At 65.5% G+C, this 16,029-nt stretch carries 18 protein-coding genes; 9 read left to right on the top strand and 9 right to left on the bottom strand.

The genetic code is table 11. From position 1 onward, the window contains the following. The first annotated feature begins 50 nt into the window (after positions 1-50). A complete protein-coding gene (locus BIO17B3_RS05245) occupies positions 51-953 on the top strand; it encodes a D-hexose-6-phosphate mutarotase (RefSeq protein WP_156053301.1) in 903 nt (300 codons plus the stop codon). Here BIO17B3_RS05245 and BIO17B3_RS05240 read toward each other — a convergent pair whose 3' ends face one another. Together BIO17B3_RS05240 and BIO17B3_RS05235 are read right to left on the bottom strand one after the other, a co-directional pair. Then, positions 954-2,639: a GMC family oxidoreductase gene (locus tag BIO17B3_RS05240; protein WP_156053300.1), complete on the bottom strand. Its 1,686-nt coding sequence runs from the start codon at positions 2,637-2,639 to the stop codon at positions 954-956. A 7-nt stretch (positions 2,640-2,646) separates the two neighbouring features. Then, positions 2,647-4,167 (bottom strand): CoA-acylating methylmalonate-semialdehyde dehydrogenase, encoded by a 1,521-nt coding sequence (locus BIO17B3_RS05235; protein WP_156053299.1) that lies wholly within the window; start codon positions 4,165-4,167, stop codon positions 2,647-2,649. A gap of 129 nt (positions 4,168-4,296) precedes the next feature. Between BIO17B3_RS05235 and BIO17B3_RS05230 the strand changes: the two genes are divergently transcribed. Next, positions 4,297-5,238: a LysR family transcriptional regulator gene (locus tag BIO17B3_RS05230; RefSeq protein ID WP_013105021.1), complete on the top strand. Its 942-nt coding sequence runs from the start codon at positions 4,297-4,299 to the stop codon at positions 5,236-5,238. Positions 5,239-5,248: 10 nt separating this feature from the next. On the opposite strand, the gene BIO17B3_RS05225 is transcribed toward BIO17B3_RS05230, so the two are convergent. The 3 genes from BIO17B3_RS05225 to gpmA form a co-directional block, all read right to left on the bottom strand. Beyond that, positions 5,249-6,040 carry a molybdopterin-synthase adenylyltransferase MoeB gene (locus BIO17B3_RS05225; RefSeq protein WP_156053298.1) on the bottom strand — a complete coding sequence of 264 codons (792 nt, stop codon included), beginning with the start codon at positions 6,038-6,040 and terminating at the stop codon, positions 5,249-5,251. A 25-nt stretch (positions 6,041-6,065) separates the two neighbouring features. Continuing rightward, positions 6,066-7,568, bottom strand: coding sequence for a S41 family peptidase (locus tag BIO17B3_RS05220; RefSeq protein ID WP_156053297.1), 1,503 nt, complete (start codon positions 7,566-7,568; stop codon positions 6,066-6,068). Between the two features lie 156 nt (positions 7,569-7,724). Continuing rightward, positions 7,725-8,432 (bottom strand): 2,3-diphosphoglycerate-dependent phosphoglycerate mutase, encoded by a 708-nt coding sequence (gpmA, locus tag BIO17B3_RS05215; RefSeq protein WP_156053296.1) that lies wholly within the window; start codon positions 8,430-8,432, stop codon positions 7,725-7,727. Between the two features lie 189 nt (positions 8,433-8,621). On the opposite strand from gpmA, the gene BIO17B3_RS05210 reads away from it, so the two are divergent. The 6 genes from BIO17B3_RS05210 (at position 8,622) to BIO17B3_RS05185 (ending at position 12,108) form a co-directional block, all read left to right on the top strand. After that, positions 8,622-9,032 carry a rhodanese-like domain-containing protein gene (locus tag BIO17B3_RS05210; RefSeq protein ID WP_013105025.1) on the top strand — a complete coding sequence of 137 codons (411 nt, stop codon included), beginning with the start codon at positions 8,622-8,624 and terminating at the stop codon, positions 9,030-9,032. A 7-nt stretch (positions 9,033-9,039) separates the two neighbouring features. Next, complete coding sequence (grxC, locus tag BIO17B3_RS05205) at positions 9,040-9,303, top strand: glutaredoxin 3 (RefSeq protein ID WP_013122477.1); 264 nt, start codon at positions 9,040-9,042, stop codon at positions 9,301-9,303. Between the two features lie 130 nt (positions 9,304-9,433). Then, positions 9,434-9,928 carry a protein-export chaperone SecB gene (gene secB, locus BIO17B3_RS05200; RefSeq protein WP_013105027.1) on the top strand — a complete coding sequence of 165 codons (495 nt, stop codon included), beginning with the start codon at positions 9,434-9,436 and terminating at the stop codon, positions 9,926-9,928. Positions 9,929-9,953: 25 nt separating this feature from the next. Beyond that, complete coding sequence (locus tag BIO17B3_RS05195; RefSeq protein ID WP_156053295.1) at positions 9,954-10,997, top strand: NAD(P)H-dependent glycerol-3-phosphate dehydrogenase; 1,044 nt, start codon at positions 9,954-9,956, stop codon at positions 10,995-10,997. 27 nt (positions 10,998-11,024) lie between these two features. Further along, positions 11,025-11,645, top strand: a complete 621-nt coding sequence (gene pth / locus BIO17B3_RS05190) for an aminoacyl-tRNA hydrolase (RefSeq protein ID WP_156053294.1) — start codon at positions 11,025-11,027, stop codon at positions 11,643-11,645. 4 nt (positions 11,646-11,649) lie between these two features. Then, positions 11,650-12,108 (top strand): hypothetical protein, encoded by a 459-nt coding sequence (locus BIO17B3_RS05185; RefSeq protein ID WP_156053293.1) that lies wholly within the window; start codon positions 11,650-11,652, stop codon positions 12,106-12,108. A 16-nt stretch (positions 12,109-12,124) separates the two neighbouring features. Here BIO17B3_RS05185 and BIO17B3_RS05180 read toward each other — a convergent pair whose 3' ends face one another. From BIO17B3_RS05180 to rsmD, 3 genes are read right to left on the bottom strand one after another with little or no spacing between them, the layout of a single operon-like run. Next, complete coding sequence (locus BIO17B3_RS05180) at positions 12,125-12,388, bottom strand: YfhL family 4Fe-4S dicluster ferredoxin (protein ID WP_156053292.1); 264 nt, start codon at positions 12,386-12,388, stop codon at positions 12,125-12,127. 8 nt (positions 12,389-12,396) lie between these two features. Continuing rightward, the gene (gene coaD / locus BIO17B3_RS05175; protein WP_013105032.1) at positions 12,397-12,894 is read right to left on the bottom strand and encodes a pantetheine-phosphate adenylyltransferase; all 498 of its coding nucleotides are present in this window, start codon (positions 12,892-12,894) and stop codon (positions 12,397-12,399) included. Between the two features lie 35 nt (positions 12,895-12,929). Then, complete coding sequence (gene rsmD, locus BIO17B3_RS05170) at positions 12,930-13,577, bottom strand: 16S rRNA (guanine(966)-N(2))-methyltransferase RsmD (protein WP_156053291.1); 648 nt, start codon at positions 13,575-13,577, stop codon at positions 12,930-12,932. Between the two features lie 64 nt (positions 13,578-13,641). Here rsmD and ftsY point away from each other — a divergent pair, with 64 nt between their 5' ends. Then, positions 13,642-14,763, top strand: a complete 1,122-nt coding sequence (gene ftsY / locus BIO17B3_RS05165) for a signal recognition particle-docking protein FtsY (RefSeq protein ID WP_156053290.1) — start codon at positions 13,642-13,644, stop codon at positions 14,761-14,763. Between the two features lie 4 nt (positions 14,764-14,767). Here ftsY and chrA read toward each other — a convergent pair whose 3' ends face one another. Then, entirely contained in the window at positions 14,768-15,979 is a 1,212-nt protein-coding gene (chrA, locus tag BIO17B3_RS05160; RefSeq protein WP_156053289.1) for a chromate efflux transporter, read from the bottom strand. Positions 15,980-16,029 lie beyond the last annotated feature (50 nt).

The raw sequence follows: 16,029 nt of genomic DNA, 5'->3' as shown, positions 1-16,029 counted from the left end.
CGGGTCGGTGGAAAATGTCATTTCCCTTCCCACTCGCAAGCTCCACCGCCATGCACAGCCTCGACTCGCTCAGCCGTTTTTCCATCCCCGGCCAACTTCGGTTCCATGCCCATCCAACCGGGCTGATTTTCGCTGAAATCGACCATGCCGCAGGCGTGGCCAGCCTCTGTCTGCAGGGCGCTCACCTCACCAGCTTTCGCCCCAAGTCGCAGCCGGAGCCGGTGGTGTGGGTGTCTGAGGCGGCGCGCTATTTGCCGGGCAAGTCCATTCGTGGCGGCGTGCCAGTGTGCTGGCCCTGGTTCGGGCCGCACGCCAGCGAGAGCAGTTTTCCGGCGCACGGCTTTGCCCGCACCGTGCCCTGGGCGGTGGTGTACAGCGGGGTATCGCAAGGCGCGACGCACCTCACGCTGCAACTGCAGCCTTCAGACGCCACCCGCGCGCAATGGCCGCATGACACGCCGGTTTCCCTGCGCATCCGCGTGTCGGAGGTGTTGGAGATGGACCTGATCACGCACAACGCCACCGCGCAGCCGCTGCCACTCAGCGAGGCGCTGCACACTTATTTCCAGGTCGGCGATATTGCCGAGGTGCAATTGCTGGGGCTCGATGGCTGCAGCTACCTCGACAAGACCGAGGCCTTCGCCCGCAAGCAGCAACAAGGCGCGGTGCGCTTCGCCGCCGAAACCGACCGGGTGTATGTGGATACAGCTGCGGAATGCGTCATCGTCGATCCGCTGCTGCAGCGGCGCATTCGCATTGCCAAGCAGGGGTCGGCGTCCACCGTGGTCTGGACGCCGTGGGAGCAGAAAGCCGCCGCCATGGGCGACTTCACCGCGCAGGGCTGGTGCAACATGCTGTGCGTGGAGTCGGCCAACGCGGCAGACAACGCGCTTACCTTGCAGCCCGGCGAAACCCACACCCTGAGCGTGCGCTACAGCGCCGAAGCGCTGTGATCAGCTCGGGGTTTGCGCATCGGCGCGGATCCAGCGTGCGGCTTTCTCGGCGATCATCAGCGTCGGGCTGTTGATGTTGCCGCTGGGAATCCGGGGCATCACCCCGGCGTCGACCACGCGCAGCCCGGCCACCACGCCGCCGCGGCCATCGCGAAGGCGCAGCCGCGTATCCACCACCGCACCGGGGTCGTCGGCACGGCCCATGGCCGTCGTTCCCGCCGGGTGGAAGATGGTGGTGGCGATGTCTCCAGCCAGTCGGGCGAGTTCGGCATCGGTCTGAAACTGCGGACCCGGTTTGAACTCTTCCGGCGCGTAGCGCGCCAGCGCCGGTTGCGCCACGATGCGGCGGGTCAGGCGCAGACTGTCGGCCGCCACCTGACGATCCTCGTCGGTGCTGAGATAGTGGGGCGAAATGGCCGGTGCATCGGCAAAGCGCGGGCTTTTGATCCGCACCGTTCCGCGGCTGCCGGGGTTGAGATTACAGACGCTGGCGGTGAAGGCATCGAAGCTGTGCAGCGGTTCGCCGAAAGCGTCCAGGCTGAGCGGCTGCACGTGGTACTGAATATTGGGGTGGTCGTACTGCGCGCTGCTGCGGGTGAACACGCCGAGCTGGCTGGGCGCCATGCTCATCGGGCCGGTACGCCTGAGAGCGTATTCCAGACCGATCATCGCCTTGCCCCAGTTTGACGCCGCCCGCGTGTTGAGCGTGCGCGCGCCCTTCACCTTGAACACGGCGCGGATCTGCAGATGATCCTGCAGATTGGCGCCCACGCCCGGCAGATCGATCAGCGGGGTGATGCCGTGTTGCTGCAGCAGCGCCGCAGGCCCCACGCCCGAGAGCTGCAGGATTTGCGGCGAACCGATGGCGCCCGCGCTGAGCAGCACCTCGCGGGTAGCGTGCGCCGTGATTTTTTCCTGGCCCGTCCACACTTCGACGCCAGTGCAGCGTTGGCTGCCGTCAGGCGCGGTGTCGAACAGCAGGCGAGTGACATGGGCGCCATTCCAGAGTTCGAAGTTCGGGCGGCCATAGCAGGTCGGGCGCAAAAAGGCCTTGGCCGTGTTCCAGCGCCAGCCGCCTTTCTGGTTGACCTCGAAATAGCTCACGCCCTCGTTGCTGCCGCGGTTGAAGTCGTCGGTGGCGGGAATGCCAGTCTGTTGCGCCGCCTGCGCGAAGGCATCGAGGATGTCCCAGCGGAGACGTTGCTTTTCCACTCGCCATTCGCCGCCGTGGCCGTGCAGCGCGGCGAAGGACGGATCGGTCGCGCGGTCGGCGCTGGCATCGCGGCGCCAGTGGTTTTCGTGAGCGATGAAGTCCGGCAGGCAGGCGTCCCAGCGCCAGGCCTCGTCGCCGGTCAGGGCGGCCCAGGCGTCGTAGTCACGGGACTGGCCGCGCATATAGATCATGCCGTTGATGCTGCTGCACCCGCCCAGCACTTTGCCGCGCGGGTAGCGCAGGGTGCGGCCGTTGAGCCCGGGATCGGCTTCTGTCTGGTAGAGCCAGTCGGTGCGCGGGTTGCCGATGCAGTACAGATAGCCCACCGGAATGTGAATCCAGGGGTAGTCGTCTTTGCGCCCGGCCTCGATCAGCAGCACGCGCTTGTCGGCATCGGCGCTCAGGCGGTTGGCCAGCAGGCTGCCCGCGGTGCCCGCGCCGATGATGATGTAGTCGAAGGGGGTATCGGCCACGCTGCGCTTACTTGGACGTGGGCATCACGAACTCGGCGCCCTTGGGCGTGCTTTCCGGCCAGCGCTGCATGATGCTCTTTTGCTTGGTGTAGAAGCGCACGCCTTCTTCGCCATAGGCATGCATGTCGCCAAACAGGCTGGCTTTCCAGCCGCCGAAGCCATGCCAGGCCATGGGCACCGGGATGGGCACGTTGATGCCCACCATGCCGGCCTGCACACGGCGGCCGAACTCGCGCGCCACGTGGCCGTCGCGCGTGAAGCACGCCACGCCGTTGCCGTAGGCATGCGCGTTCACGAGCTCGAGCGCCGAGGCGAAGTCGGGCACGCGCACGCAGGAGAGCACCGGGCCGAAGATTTCTTCCTGATAGATGCGCATGTCGGGGGTGACCTGATCGAACACCGTGCCGCCGATCCAGAAACCTTTTTCATGTCCGGGCACTGCAAGACCGCGACCGTCCACCAGCAGCTTCGCGCCTTGCTGCACGCCGGAGTCGATCAGGCCGGTGATGCGCTCGCGCGCCGCCTCGGTGACGATGGGGCCCATTTCGGCATCGAGCTCCATGCCGTTCTTCACCTTCAGCGCCTGCGTACGCTCGACCAGCCGGGGCAGAATTTTTTCGGCCACATCGCCCACCAGCACACCCACCGAGATGGCCATGCAGCGTTCGCCCGCCGAGCCGAAGGCGCTGCCGATGAGCGCGTCCACGACTTGGTCGAGGTCGGCGTCGGGCATCACCACCATGTGGTTCTTGGCGCCACCCAGCGCCTGCACGCGCTTGCCCCGGCGCGCGGCCTTTTGCGCAATGTGATGCGCCACCGGGGTCGAGCCGACAAAGCTGATGGCCTTGACGTCCGGGTTCGCCAGCAGCGCGTCGACCGCCACCTTGTCGCCCTGCACGACGTTGAACACGCCGTCGGGCAGGCCGGCTAGTCTGAGCAATTCGGCCATGAGCAGGCTGGGAGACGGATCGAGCGGGCTGGGCTTGAGCACGAAGGTATTGCCCGCCGCGATGGCCACCGGGAACATCCACATCGGCACCATGCAGGGGAAGTTGAACGGGGTGACGCCGGCCACCACGCCCAGCGGCTGGCGCATGGTCCAGTTGTCGATGCCGGTGGACACCTGCTCGGTGTAGTCGCCCTTGAGCAGTTGGGGAATGCCGCAGGCGAACTCCACGATTTCGATACCCCGCGTGACCTCGCCCTGCGCGTCGGTGAACACCTTGCCGTGCTCGGCAGTGATCATGGCGGCCAGGGTGTCGCGGTGCTGGTTGAGCAGATCGAGAAACTTGAACATCACCCGGGCGCGGCGCACAGGCGGCATATCGGCCCATTTCGGAAACGCGGCGTGTGCGGCGGCGACGGCGGCATCCACCTGGGCCGCGTCGGCCAGTTCCACCTGTCGCGATACCGCACCCGTGGCCGGGTTGAATATGGCCTGCTTGCGCGCGCCTTCGGCCGAGACGATGCGGCCCGCGATGAAATGCGCCACATCGGCGGCGCCAGTGAACGGGTGAGGTGCGCCCATGAGCGAGTCTCCTGTGAACGGAAGAATGTGCAATGGCGACAAGTCTATGAGCCGCCTGCGCGTTTGCATAGCGATCTAAACTGACAACATTGTTTTGAAAAACGAACAATTAGACCGGAGGAGATCGCCATGTCCACCGTTTCGCCCCCGCGTGACGACTTGCTCTGGCAGCAAGTGCACTGGCTGGGCGCCATTGCCGCTCAGGGCAGCCTGACGGCTGCCGCACAGCGACTCGGGGTCTCCAAGGCGGCGGTGAGTCAGCAGCTTGCCGCACTGGAGCGCCGTATCGGCGTGCCGCTGGTGCGCCGCACCACGCGCACCCTGCGTCTGACCGAGGCCGGGCAGCGACTGGTGGACGAGACGGCCCCCGCATTCGCCCACATCGTGCGCAGCGTGGGGGCGGTGCACGATCTGGCGGAAACGCCGCGGGGTCTGGTGCGCGTGACCGCGCCCGTTGCCTTGGGACGCCAGCATGTAGCGCCGCACTTGTTGAGCTTTCTGCGCAAGTATTCCGATATTCAGGTGGAGCTGGAGTTGTCGGACCGGTTGAGCAATCTGCCGCAGGAAGGCTTCGATCTGGCCGTGCGCCATGTGGCCGCGCCGCCCGAAAACCATGTGGCCTGGAAACTGTGCGACACGCGCTCGCTGCTGGTGGCCAGTGCCGCGTATCTGCGTCGGCATGGTCAGCCGCAACATCCTGCAGAACTCGCGCAGCATGCCTGTCTGACCTATTTGCGGCCCGGAGCGGCGGTGTGGATGTTCGAGCAGCCAAACGCCAAAGACGCGGAGCCCCAGCGCGTGCGCGTCACCGTGCAGGGGCCGCTGCGCGCCAATACCAGCGAAGTGCTGCGCGAGGCGGCACGCGCCGGCCTGGGCATCGCCCTGGCGCCCGACTTCAGCCTCGACTTGGGCGGGCGCTCATCCACGCTGCGTGCGGTATTGCCTCAATGGCGGGCCGTGGGGTTTTTCGGGCAGGCGATCTACGCGATCCGCCCCTGGAGTCCCAATACGCCCCGCGCGATCCAACTGCTGGTCGAGCACTTGCGGCAGGCGTTGGCAACGGGGTTTTGACTGCTGGTGTTTAGTCGTGAAGGTGCAGGTCGCCGCAGACCGCACATTGCGGGTTGCGCGGCAGGTTGATGGTCTGGAAATCAGTGTCCAGTGCATCGATCAACAACAGCTTGCCGCGCAAGGTTTTGCCGGTTTGACTGAGGACTTTCAGCGCTTCAACGGCCTGCAGACTGCCCACTAGACCGACCAGAGGGGCGAGCACGCCCATGGTGGCGCACTGCACTTCTTCCACCGGCGCATCCGGCGGAAACAGGCAGGCATAACAGGGCCCGCGCTCACCCTGCGCATCGCGGCGGGTGTCGAACACGCTGACCTGGCCCGCAAAGCGGATGGCCGCACCGCTGACCAGAGGCACGCTGCGCGCGACGCAGGCGCGGTTCAGCGCCTGACGGGTGGCGAAGTTGTCGCTGCAATCCAGGGCAACGTCTGCGGCCGAGACGAGGTCGTCGAGCAAGGCTGCGTCGGCGCGGCGGGCGATTACATCGACTTCGATAGACGGGTTGATCTGTCGCATCGCCTCGCGCGCGGAATCGACCTTGCGCTGTCCGATGCGCGCCTCGGTATGGGCGATCTGCCGTTGCAGGTTGGTCAGGTCGACCGTATCGTCGTCGACCAGGGTGATACGGCCGACCCCCGCACTGGCCAGGTAGAGCGCTGCGGGTGAACCCAGACCGCCGGCGCCGAGAATGAGGGCGCGGCCCGCGCAGATGCGCTCCTGGCCTTCGATGCCGATTTCGTCGAGCAGGATGTGCCGTGAATAACGCAGCAGTTGGCGATCGTCGAGAGACATGCCGGGTGCCATCGCCCTCTCGGACGATGGCTCGTCCTTACTTGCTCTTGGTGGCGCCGCTGGCGTCCGCCTTCGGGCCGCTGGCTGCAGCCGACGTGGCCGGAGTTTTCGCCTTGGCGGTGCTGGCCAGCTGCTTGGCCGTGATGACCGGCTTGCCTTCCAGATAATTCATCGCCTGCGTCACCTGCCAGTCTTCCTTGCTGCCGTACTCGGGCAATTTCGGCAACTTGTTCGGGTCTTTCTGGAGTTCGGCTTCGAGCAGGCGCCGGGCTTCTTCCTGCTTGCGCACATCTTCTTCGACCCGCTTGGAGTCGGCCGACTCGTTGCCGGTGCCGATCTGGTTCTTGTAGTCGATCTCGCGCATGCGCAGCGCGGCGTAGGGGTCGCCGCTTTCCAACGGATCAACCTCGTAATTCGGGGTGATGCCCTTGCCCTGGATCGACTGGCCGTTGGGGGTGTAGTAGCGCGCCGTGGTGAGCTTGAGCGCGGTGTCGGGCCCGAGCGGCAGCACGGTCTGCACCGAGCCCTTGCCGAAGGACAGCGTGCCCATGACCACTGCACGCTTGTAGTCTTGCAAGGCGCCGGTCACGATTTCGGAGGCCGATGCCGATCCGCCGTTGATGAGCACCACCAGCTTCACCGTCTTCACGCCCGCGGGCAGGGTGTCGAGCGGGTTGTCGCCCGGGCGGCTCATGTAGTCACTCGGGGTGTTGCGGTAGGTGGAGTTGGCCTCGGGCATCTGCCCCTTGGTGCTGACGATCACGGCGTCGTTCGGCAGGAACACCGAAGCCACGCCCACGGCACTTTCGAGCAGACCGCCCGGATCGTTGCGCAGATCGAGGATCAGGCCCTTCATGTTCGGGTCTTCCTTGTACAGCGCGTCGATTTTTTTGACGAAGCTGCTCAGCGTGTCCGCCTGGAACTGGGTGATACGAATCCAGCCAAAGCCCGGGGCGATCATCTTGCCCTTGACGCTCTGCACCTGAATCAGCTCGCGGGTCACGGTGAAAGTGAGGGTGCGGTTTTCCGACTTGCGCAGCACGGTGAGGGTGACCTTGGTGCCCGGCTTGCCGCGCATGAGCTTGACCGCGTCACTCAGGCTCAGACCCTTGACGGCGGTATTGTCGATGCGGGTAATCAGGTCGCCCGCATGAATGCCAGCCCGGGCAGCAGGCGAGCCCTCGATGGGCGAAACCACTTTCACCAATCCATCTTCGGCGGCGATTTCGATGCCCACGCCGACGAATTTGCCGCTGGTGCTTTCCTTGAAGTCCTTGAAGTTCTTCTTGTCCAGATATTCCGAGTGTGGATCGAGGTTGTTCACCATGCCGTTGATGGCGTTTTCGATCAGTTTCTTGCCCTCGACCGGCTCAAAGAAGTCGGCCTTGATCAGTCCGTACACCGCGGCGAACTGCTGCAGTTCTTCCAGCGGTAGCGGCGAAACGGTGTTGCGCGCCAGCGCCTGGACTTGCAGGGTCGCCATGATGCCGGTGATGGCACCAACGACAACCCAGGCTGCGACTCGAAATTTACTGGCCATGGTGGATCAAACGGAGTGTCTGCTAAAGGAGCGGGCAGTATAGGGGTAGCGCTATTTTTGTGACGCGAGCACTGCACATCCCGCAGGGCGTCTGCGGAATAACGTCAACAGATACTGATTAGACACAAGGCACGCGGGCCTAACTCAGACCTTGCCTCAGACCTTGCCGCCCGCAGCGTTGAGGTAATAGCGCTGCAGCGGCTTGAGATCGGCGTCGAGCTCGTACACCAGCGGAATGCCGTTGGGGATGTTCAGCCCGGTGATGTCTTCGTCCGAGATGTTTTCCAGGTACTTCATGATGGCGCGCATGGAGTTGCCGTGCGACACCACCAGCGTGCGCTTGCCCGCCTTGATGGCCGGAGCCAGCGACTCGTGCCAGAACGGCAGAACCCGCGCGATGGTGTCTTTCAGGCACTCGGTCAGCGGCAGCTCTTCGGGTTTGAGGCGGGCATAGCGCGGATCGGCGGCCAGTTCCAGACGGTGGGTTTCGTCGAGCGGCGGGGGCGGTGTGTCGTAGCTGCGGCGCCAGATGTGCACCTGTTCGTCGCCGTACTTGGCGGCGGTTTCCGCCTTGTTCAAACCTTGCAGCGCGCCGTAGTGGCGCTCGTTGAGCCGCCAAGTGTGCACCACGGGCAGCCACATGGCGTCGAGCTCGTCGAGCGTGAGCCACAGGGTGCGCACGGCGCGCTTGAGCACCGAGGTATAGGTCAGGTCGAAGCTGTAACCCAGTTCCTTGAGCAGGCGCCCGGCGGCGCGGGCTTCGCGGATGCCCTGCTCGGTCAGATCGACATCGGTCCAGCCGGTAAAGCGGTTTTGCTGATTCCAGGTGGATTCACCGTGGCGCAGCATGACGAGTTTGTACATGGGAGGTCTCGAAGTGCGAAGGAGTGAAACAATGCGGAGCACAGGACAATAGTAGTCCAGCTGCAGAATGTCGCTGCACTGCAGCAATCGGTGCCCTACGCACGCCATGCGGCAGATGGAACAAAACCATACATCAGCGCAAGCAGATTTGATTTTTTAGAATTTCACCCTCTCAAGGAGAAAACCGAAGTGCAGTTCCTCATCGAAAACTGGGCGCTCGTGCTCATTGCCCTGACTTCCGGCGGCATGCTGCTGTGGAGTTCCTACGGCGGCGCGTCCGGGTCGGATGGCGTCAGTGCGGCTCAGGCCGTGCTCAAGGTCAACCGCGAAAAGGGCGTGATCATCGACGTCTGCGAGCCCAATGAATTTCAGGCCGGCCATGCCGTGGGCAGCAAGAGCATTCCGCTGGGCCAGCTCGATAAGCGCTTGAGTGATCTCCCCAAAGACAAAAACACGCCGGTGCTGATCATGTGCGCATCGGGCATGCGGGCCAAGCGCGCCGCGGCCCAACTTCGCAAGCAGGGTTTTGTTAACGCTGCGGCGGTGTCGGGCGGGATGCGCTCTTGGCGCGAAGCCGGGCTGCCGGTTGAAAAAGGATGACTTTCGTATGAACAAGGTTCGCATGTACACCTCTGCCGTCTGTCCCTATTGCATCCGCGCCAAGGCGCTGTTGCAAAAACGCGGCGTGGTGGACATTGAAGAAATCCGCATCGATCTCGATCCGGGTCAGCGCCAGCACATGATGGCGTCCACCGGGCGCCGCACCGTGCCGCAGATTTTCATTGGCGACATCCATGTGGGCGGCTGCGACGATCTCTACGCCCTCGACGCCCGGGGCGGCCTGATGCCCCTGCTGCGCGACGCCGCCTGAAGCCCGCTCGGCTCATCCAGCAGCCCGGCTTGCCAATGGGTCTGGCGGGGCTGTCATGAGGCGGGCCTAGAATCAGCCACAAGCAATCGACGCCCGCATCCTGCGGGCTTTTTTCCATGGAGAATTTTTGATGAGCGCCACCCCCGAGAACACGCAGTCTGCCGATCCGGTTTTCATGCTGCAGCGTTGCTATCTGAAAGACCTGTCGCTGGAGCAGCCTAATTCGCCGCAAATCCTGCTGGAGCAGCAGCAGCCCAATGTGGACGTGCAAATGAGCGTGGAAGCGCAGCCCGTGGTCGAGGGGCTGTTCGAAATTACCGTGGCGGCGACCATCACGGCCCGCATGCAAGACCGCGTGCTGTTTCTGGTGGAAGGCAAGCAGGCCGGCATTTTCGAACTACGCAACATTCCGCAGGAACATGCCGACATGCTGCTTGGCATTGCCTGTCCGCAGACCGTCTATCCGTATCTGCGCGCCAATCTGGCCGACGCCATCACCCGAGCGGGCTTTCCGCCGGTGCATCTGGCCGAAATCAACTTCCAGGCCATGTACGAGCAGCAACAGGCGCAACAGCAGGCCGCCAATGACGCGCCTTCCATCATCACCCCCGACCGCCTGAACTGATTTGTTCTGATCGTTTTAACGGCTGATGTCGTCACAACCGCCTCGCTCGCTGACTGTGCTCGGCGCCGGTGCCTGGGGCACGGGCATCGCCTGTCAGATCGCGGCGCATCAGGCCGTCTTGCTCTGGGGACGCGACGCGGCCCAGATGCAGCGCTTGCAGGCGGAGCGGGTCAACGCCGCCTATTTGCCGGATGTGCCCTTGCCGCCGACTTTGACCGTCACGGCCGACCTCGACGCGGCGCTGCGCCACGCAGCCGGCCCCCACGGTCTGCTGTTGCTGGCGGTGCCGGTCTCCGGCCTGCGGGCCGCCGCGCAGGCGGTGCGGATTTTCAACGCCGACAAGCCGCAAGGCGCGCGCGTGCAGCAACTGGTCTGGCTGTGCAAGGGCTTTGAGCAGGGCAGCGGGCTGTTGCCGCATGCGGTGATCGACGCCGTATTCGCTGGCATGGATGCGCCTCCGGCGACCGGTGCGCTCTCCGGCCCGAGTTTTGCGCTGGAGGTCGCTCGCGGTCTGCCCGTGGCGCTTACTCTTGCTAGCACCGACGCCGCGCTGCGTCAGTCGGCCGTGGCGGCCCTGCATCACGGAGCGATGCGCATCTACGCCACGCCCGATGTCGTGGGCGTGGAGGTGGGCGGCGCGGTGAAGAATGTGCTGGCCATCGCCACCGGGGTGAGTGACGGCATGGGCCTGGGCCACAACGCGCGCGCGGCGCTCATCACCCGAGGGCTGGCCGAGCTTTCGCGGCTGGGCGTGGCGCTGGGCGGGCAGGTCGATACTTTTATGGGCCTGAGCGGTCTGGGCGATCTGGTGCTGACCGCCACCGGCGATCTGTCGCGCAACCGCCGCGTCGGCCTGGCGCTGGCGCAGGGGCAGCGGCTCGACCATATCGTGGCCACGCTGGGGCATGTGGCCGAGGGCGTGCATACCGCGCAGACGGCCTTGCAACTCGCCCGCGCGCACCGCGTGTCCATGCCGATCACCGAAGCGGTGAGCCGTTTGCTCGACGGCAAACTCACGCCGCAGGCCGCGCTCAGTGGTCTGCTCCAGCGCCAGCCGCGCGGAGAATGAGTCCCTCTCCATCTCTGTGGATTTCGCATGATTCAGCTTCTCGTCGGCCTAGGCAATCCCGGGCCGGAACATGCCCTCGATCGCCACAACGCCGGCTTCTGGCTGGTCGATCAGATCGCCACCGCCGCGGGCGTCAGCCTCAAGCCCGAGCGCAGTTTTTTCGGCGATGTCGCCCGGGTGCGTCTGCAGGGGCATGAGCTTTGGCTGCTCGAGCCCAGCACCTATATGAACCGATCCGGCCAGTCCGTTGGCGCGTTCGCTCGCTTCTACAAAATCGCGCCGGAGAACATTCTGGTGGCGCATGACGAACTCGATCTGCCACCGGGCCAGGCCAAGCTCAAACTGGGCGGCGGTCACGCCGGGCACAACGGCCTGCGCGATCTCATCGCTCATCTGGGCACGCCCAACTTCTGGCGTCTGCGCCTGGGCATCGGCCATCCGGGCGACCGGGACGCGGTGATCGGTTTCGTGCTGGGCAAGCCGCCGCAATCCGAGCTGAAGCTGATCGAGCAGGGCATGGAGCAATCGCAGGCGGTGCTGCCGCAACTGCTCAAAGGCGAGTTCGAAGCGGCGATGATGCAGCTTCATCGCAGCAACCGCAGCGACGGCGGCAAGTCGGCCGCCGCGGCCCAGCCGGGGAGGGGATGAAGCCATGCGCAATCTGGTGCGGTTCGGCGTGGGCGTGCTGATGGCGTTGGGCGCCGTATCCGCCGGGGCCCAAACCGCCGAACCTTCAGCCGAAAGCCCCACCGCACCCGTCTGGCGTTGCGGCAATACCTACTCGCACCAGCCTTGCGGATCGGGCCAGACCGTTCCTACTCAGGACGCCCGCACCCCCGAACAACGCGAAAAAGCCCAAGTGCAACAGCAGCGGCTGAATGCGCTGCTCGATGCCCGCGACCAGGAACGCGCTGCGCAGGCGGCGCAAGAGCAGCAGAGAGCGGCAGCGGTCTATCGCGAGCAAAAGCGCCTACTGGCCTTGCAGCAGCGCGAGGCAAAAAAAGCAAAAAGGGCGGCTGAGAAAGCGCACGCAGTGCGCCACAAACACCGCTTTCCACAAACACGGGAACGCCGCGTAGTCATTCCGCCGAGCCCCGACGCGGCGCCCTGACGCAGCAACGGTTCTTTCAGGAAACGGGCGCCTTCGCCGCGGTCAGCCGACGATACTTTTCCATCAACTGATCTTTGCTTTCCACACGGTCAGGCCGCACCGGAATGCAGTTCACCGGGCAGATCTGCACGCATTGCGGCGTGTCGAAATGCCCCACGCACTCGGTGCAGCGGTCGGGGTTGATTTCATAAATTTCCGGGCCCATGAAAATCGCCTCGTTCGGGCATTCGGGCTCGCACACATCGCAGTTGATGCAGTCGTCGGTGATCCACAGGGCCATGATGATTTTCAGGTCGGGGCGGTGCGCCGCTGGGCCACCTTGGCCTGCAGCCGCTCCATGACCAAGGGAACTACGAATTTGCTCACGTCGCCGCCGAGCATGGCGATTTCCCGCACGAACGTCCCGGAAATGAACTGGTACTGATCGGCCGGGGTGAGAAACAGGGTTTCGACATCGGGCATGAGCTGGCGGTTCATGCCGGCCATCTGGAATTCGTACTCGAAGTCGCTGACCGCACGCAGCCCGCGCACCACTACCTGGGCGCCGCGCGCCACGACGAAATCGCGCAACAGTCCGGTAAAGCCGCTGACTTCAACGTTGGGATAGGGCGAGAGCACCTCGCGCGCGATGTCCAGCCGCTCTTCCAGGGTGAACATGGCGTTCTTGTGGTGACCGGCGGCGATGGCGACCAACAACCTGTCGCACAACTTGCTGGCGCGACGCACCAGGTCTTCATGGCCGCGCGTGAGCGGGTCGAAGGTGCCGGGGTAGATGGCGAGCAGCATGGCAACGGGTTGTAAGCGTGGAAAGGAAGTGCAGTTTAGGGGTTTTGCGGCGCCAGCGCGTCGACAGTGTTGCGTCGCAGCAAAGCAAAGTGCACCTGACCGGCCCGACCCCGTCGCCAGACAGCCCAGCCCTCGGTTTCCAGCGTATCGAATAGCTCGGCCGTATCGGTCTCCACATAAACCAGACCTTGTGAGGCGACCAGCGGCTGCACCGCCTGCAGCGCGGCGAGTTGTTGCGCGCTGACATAGGGCGGATCGATGAACACGATGTCGAAGCGTTCGCCAGCACGCGCCAGGCTGTGCGCGCAGGAGAGCGCATCGGCGCCTCGCACCTGCACCTGGGTCGCGCCGAGGCGCTGCGCGGCGGCGGCAATCGCGGCCACACAGCGGGGATGCTGTTCGATCAGCAACACCGAGGCCGCGCCGCGCGAGGCCGCCTCCAGCCCGAGGGCGCCGCTGCCTGCGTAGAGATCGAGCACGCGCAGACCGGCGAGCGTCTGGCCGAGCCAGTTGAACACGGTCTCGCGCACCCGGTCTGGCGTGGGGCGCAGGCCCGGCAGATCGGGCACGGCGAGCTTGCTGCGTTTCCACAGCCCGCCAATGATGCGGACTTCGCCGCTGTGCGCGCGGCGGGGGCGGACGGAAGGGCTTAGGGCGCGATGGCCTGGAGACTGGGTATTCATGGGCAGGTAAATTGTAGGAGTCTGTCGTGCATCATCTTGTTCTCTTTTCTTCGATCGGTTGTCCATGTTCCGCTTTTTCAAACGCAAATCCGCTCCCGAAACCGCCGTGCCCGAGGCGACGGCCGAGGTTGCGCCTGAGGCGATCACCGCGCTTGCCGCACTGCAACTGGACGCGCCCGCTGAAGCCGCACCGGCCGTGGATCCCGCCGTTGCGACGAGGTCTGAGGCCGAGACATCGCAGGCTGCCGTGCTCGTCGCCGAAGAGCAGCCGACTTCCGGCTGGTTCAGCCGCCTGCGCTCCGGCCTGCGAAAGACCGGATCGGGCATCAGCGGCCTGTTCGGCGGCAGCAAGATCGACGAAGCGCTGTACGAAGAACTCGAATCGGCCCTCATCATGGCCGACGCCGGCATGCCCGCCACCACCGCGCTGCTGGCTGATCTGCGTCGGCGCGTGAAATCGGCCCGCGCCGAAACCCCCGCCCAAGTTCGCGGCCTGCTCGCCGACGCGCTGGCCGATTTGCTCAGTCCCCTGCAAAAGCCGCTCGACATCGGTCGCCAGAACCCCACCGTGCTGATGATGGTGGGCGTGAACGGCGCGGGCAAAACCACCACCATCGGCAAGCTCACCCAGCACCTGCTACGCGCCGATGAAAAAGTGCTCCTGGCCGCAGGCGACACCTTCCGCGCCGCGGCGCGTGAGCAACTCGTCGCGTGGGGGCAGCGCAATCAGGTGCAAGTCATCTCGCAAGACGGCGGCGACCCGGCCGCCGTGGCCTTCGACGCCGTGAGCGCAGGCAAGGCGCGCGAGATGGACGTGGTCATCGTCGATACCGCCGGGCGCCTGCCCACCCAGCTTCACCTCATGGAAGAGCTGAAAAAAGTCAAACGCGTGACGGCCAAGGCCATGGACGGCGCGCCGCACGAAATCCTGCTGGTGATCGACGCCAACAACGGCCAGAACGCCCTGGCGCAGGTGCGCGCTTTCGACGATGCGCTGGGACTTACCGGCCTGGTCATCACCAAGCTCGACGGCAGCGCCAAGGGCGGAGTGATCGCGGCCATCGCCCGCGAGCGGCCGGTGCCGGTGTATTTCATCGGCGTGGGCGAAAGCCTGGACGATCTGCAAACCTTCGACGCGAAGGCGTTCGCACGGGCGCTGGTAGGGCAGGAGTCGGGCTTGGCTTGAGGGCTCACGCCCAGCCCGCAATCGCGGTGACTACCGCACCGCCGACCACCACCGCCCACGGCGCAACCTTCCAGACTTGCAGCAGCAACAGCGCGGCCAGCGCCAGGGCGAAGTCGCGCGGGGAGTGAATGGCGGCCGTCCAGACCGGGTCGTAGAACGCGGCCAGCAACAGGCCGACGACAGCGGCGTTGATGCCCATCAGGACGCTGCGCATGGCGGGGTGGCGGCGCAGGCCGCTCCACAGCGGCAAGGCGCCGGCGACGAGCAGAAAGCTGGGCAGGAAAATACCCAGCAACGCCACGCCCGCGCCCAGCCAGCCACCCGGCCCCTGCGCCGAAGCGGCGCCCAGAAACGCGGCGAAGGTGAACAGCGGCCCCGGCACGGCTTGCGCCGCGCCGTAGCCTGCGAGGAAGGTGGAGTTGTCCATGCCTGCCGGAACGACCTGGGCCTGCAGCAGCGGCAGCACCACATGGCCGCCGCCAAACACCAGCGCGCCGGATTGATAGAAGCTGGAAAACAGCGCCAGCGCGGATTGATGCAAGCTGGCCGCGAGCAGCGGCAAGCCGACCAGCAGCGCGCCGAACGCCGCGAGCAGCACCACGGCGCTGCGATGACGCAGCGGCACGTACAGCTGCGCATGCACCGCTTCCACCGGGGGGCGCAGCAGCCAGCGCCCGACCACCGCGCCGAGAAGAATGACGGCGAGTTGGCCGCTGACGCCGGGCATCAGCGCGGCCAGCACCGCAGCCGCCACCGCCAGACTAGCGCGCTCCCGATCCGGGCACAGGCTGCGGCCCATGCCCCACAGCGCCTGCGCCACCACGGCGACGGCGACCAGTTTGAGCCCGTGCAGCCAGGTGCCGTGGGCCAGCGCGCCGACATGCGTGAGCAGCAGAGCGAAGGCGGTCATCGCCAGTGCCGAAGGCAGGGTGAAGCCCAGCCAGGCGGCCAGCGCGCCGCGCAAACCGCCGCGCATCAGCCCCAGCCCGATGCCGGTTTGCGAACTCGCCGGGCCGGGCAGGAACTGGCACAGCGCCACCAGATCGCCATACGCCTGCGCCGACAGCCAGCCGCGCCGCTCGACGAACTCGCGGCGGAAGTATTCCAGATGCGCAATCGGTCCGCCGAACGCCGTGAGCCCCAGCCGCAGGAATGCGAGGAAGATCGCCGCCGTTGCCTCCGGCGGTGGTGTGCGAGGGGGTTGATCGTCTGGCATGGGGAATGTCCTTGTTGCGACGTTGCGGCGGTGCGCCTAATTTGAACGGC

It is taken from the genome of Thiomonas sp. OC7 (assembly GCF_900634595.1).
GTDB classification, from domain to species: domain Bacteria; phylum Pseudomonadota; class Gammaproteobacteria; order Burkholderiales; family Burkholderiaceae_C; genus Thiomonas; species Thiomonas arsenitoxydans.
Note: the sequence above shows the minus strand (reverse complement) of the source record. Positions and strands in the feature narration are given on the sequence as shown.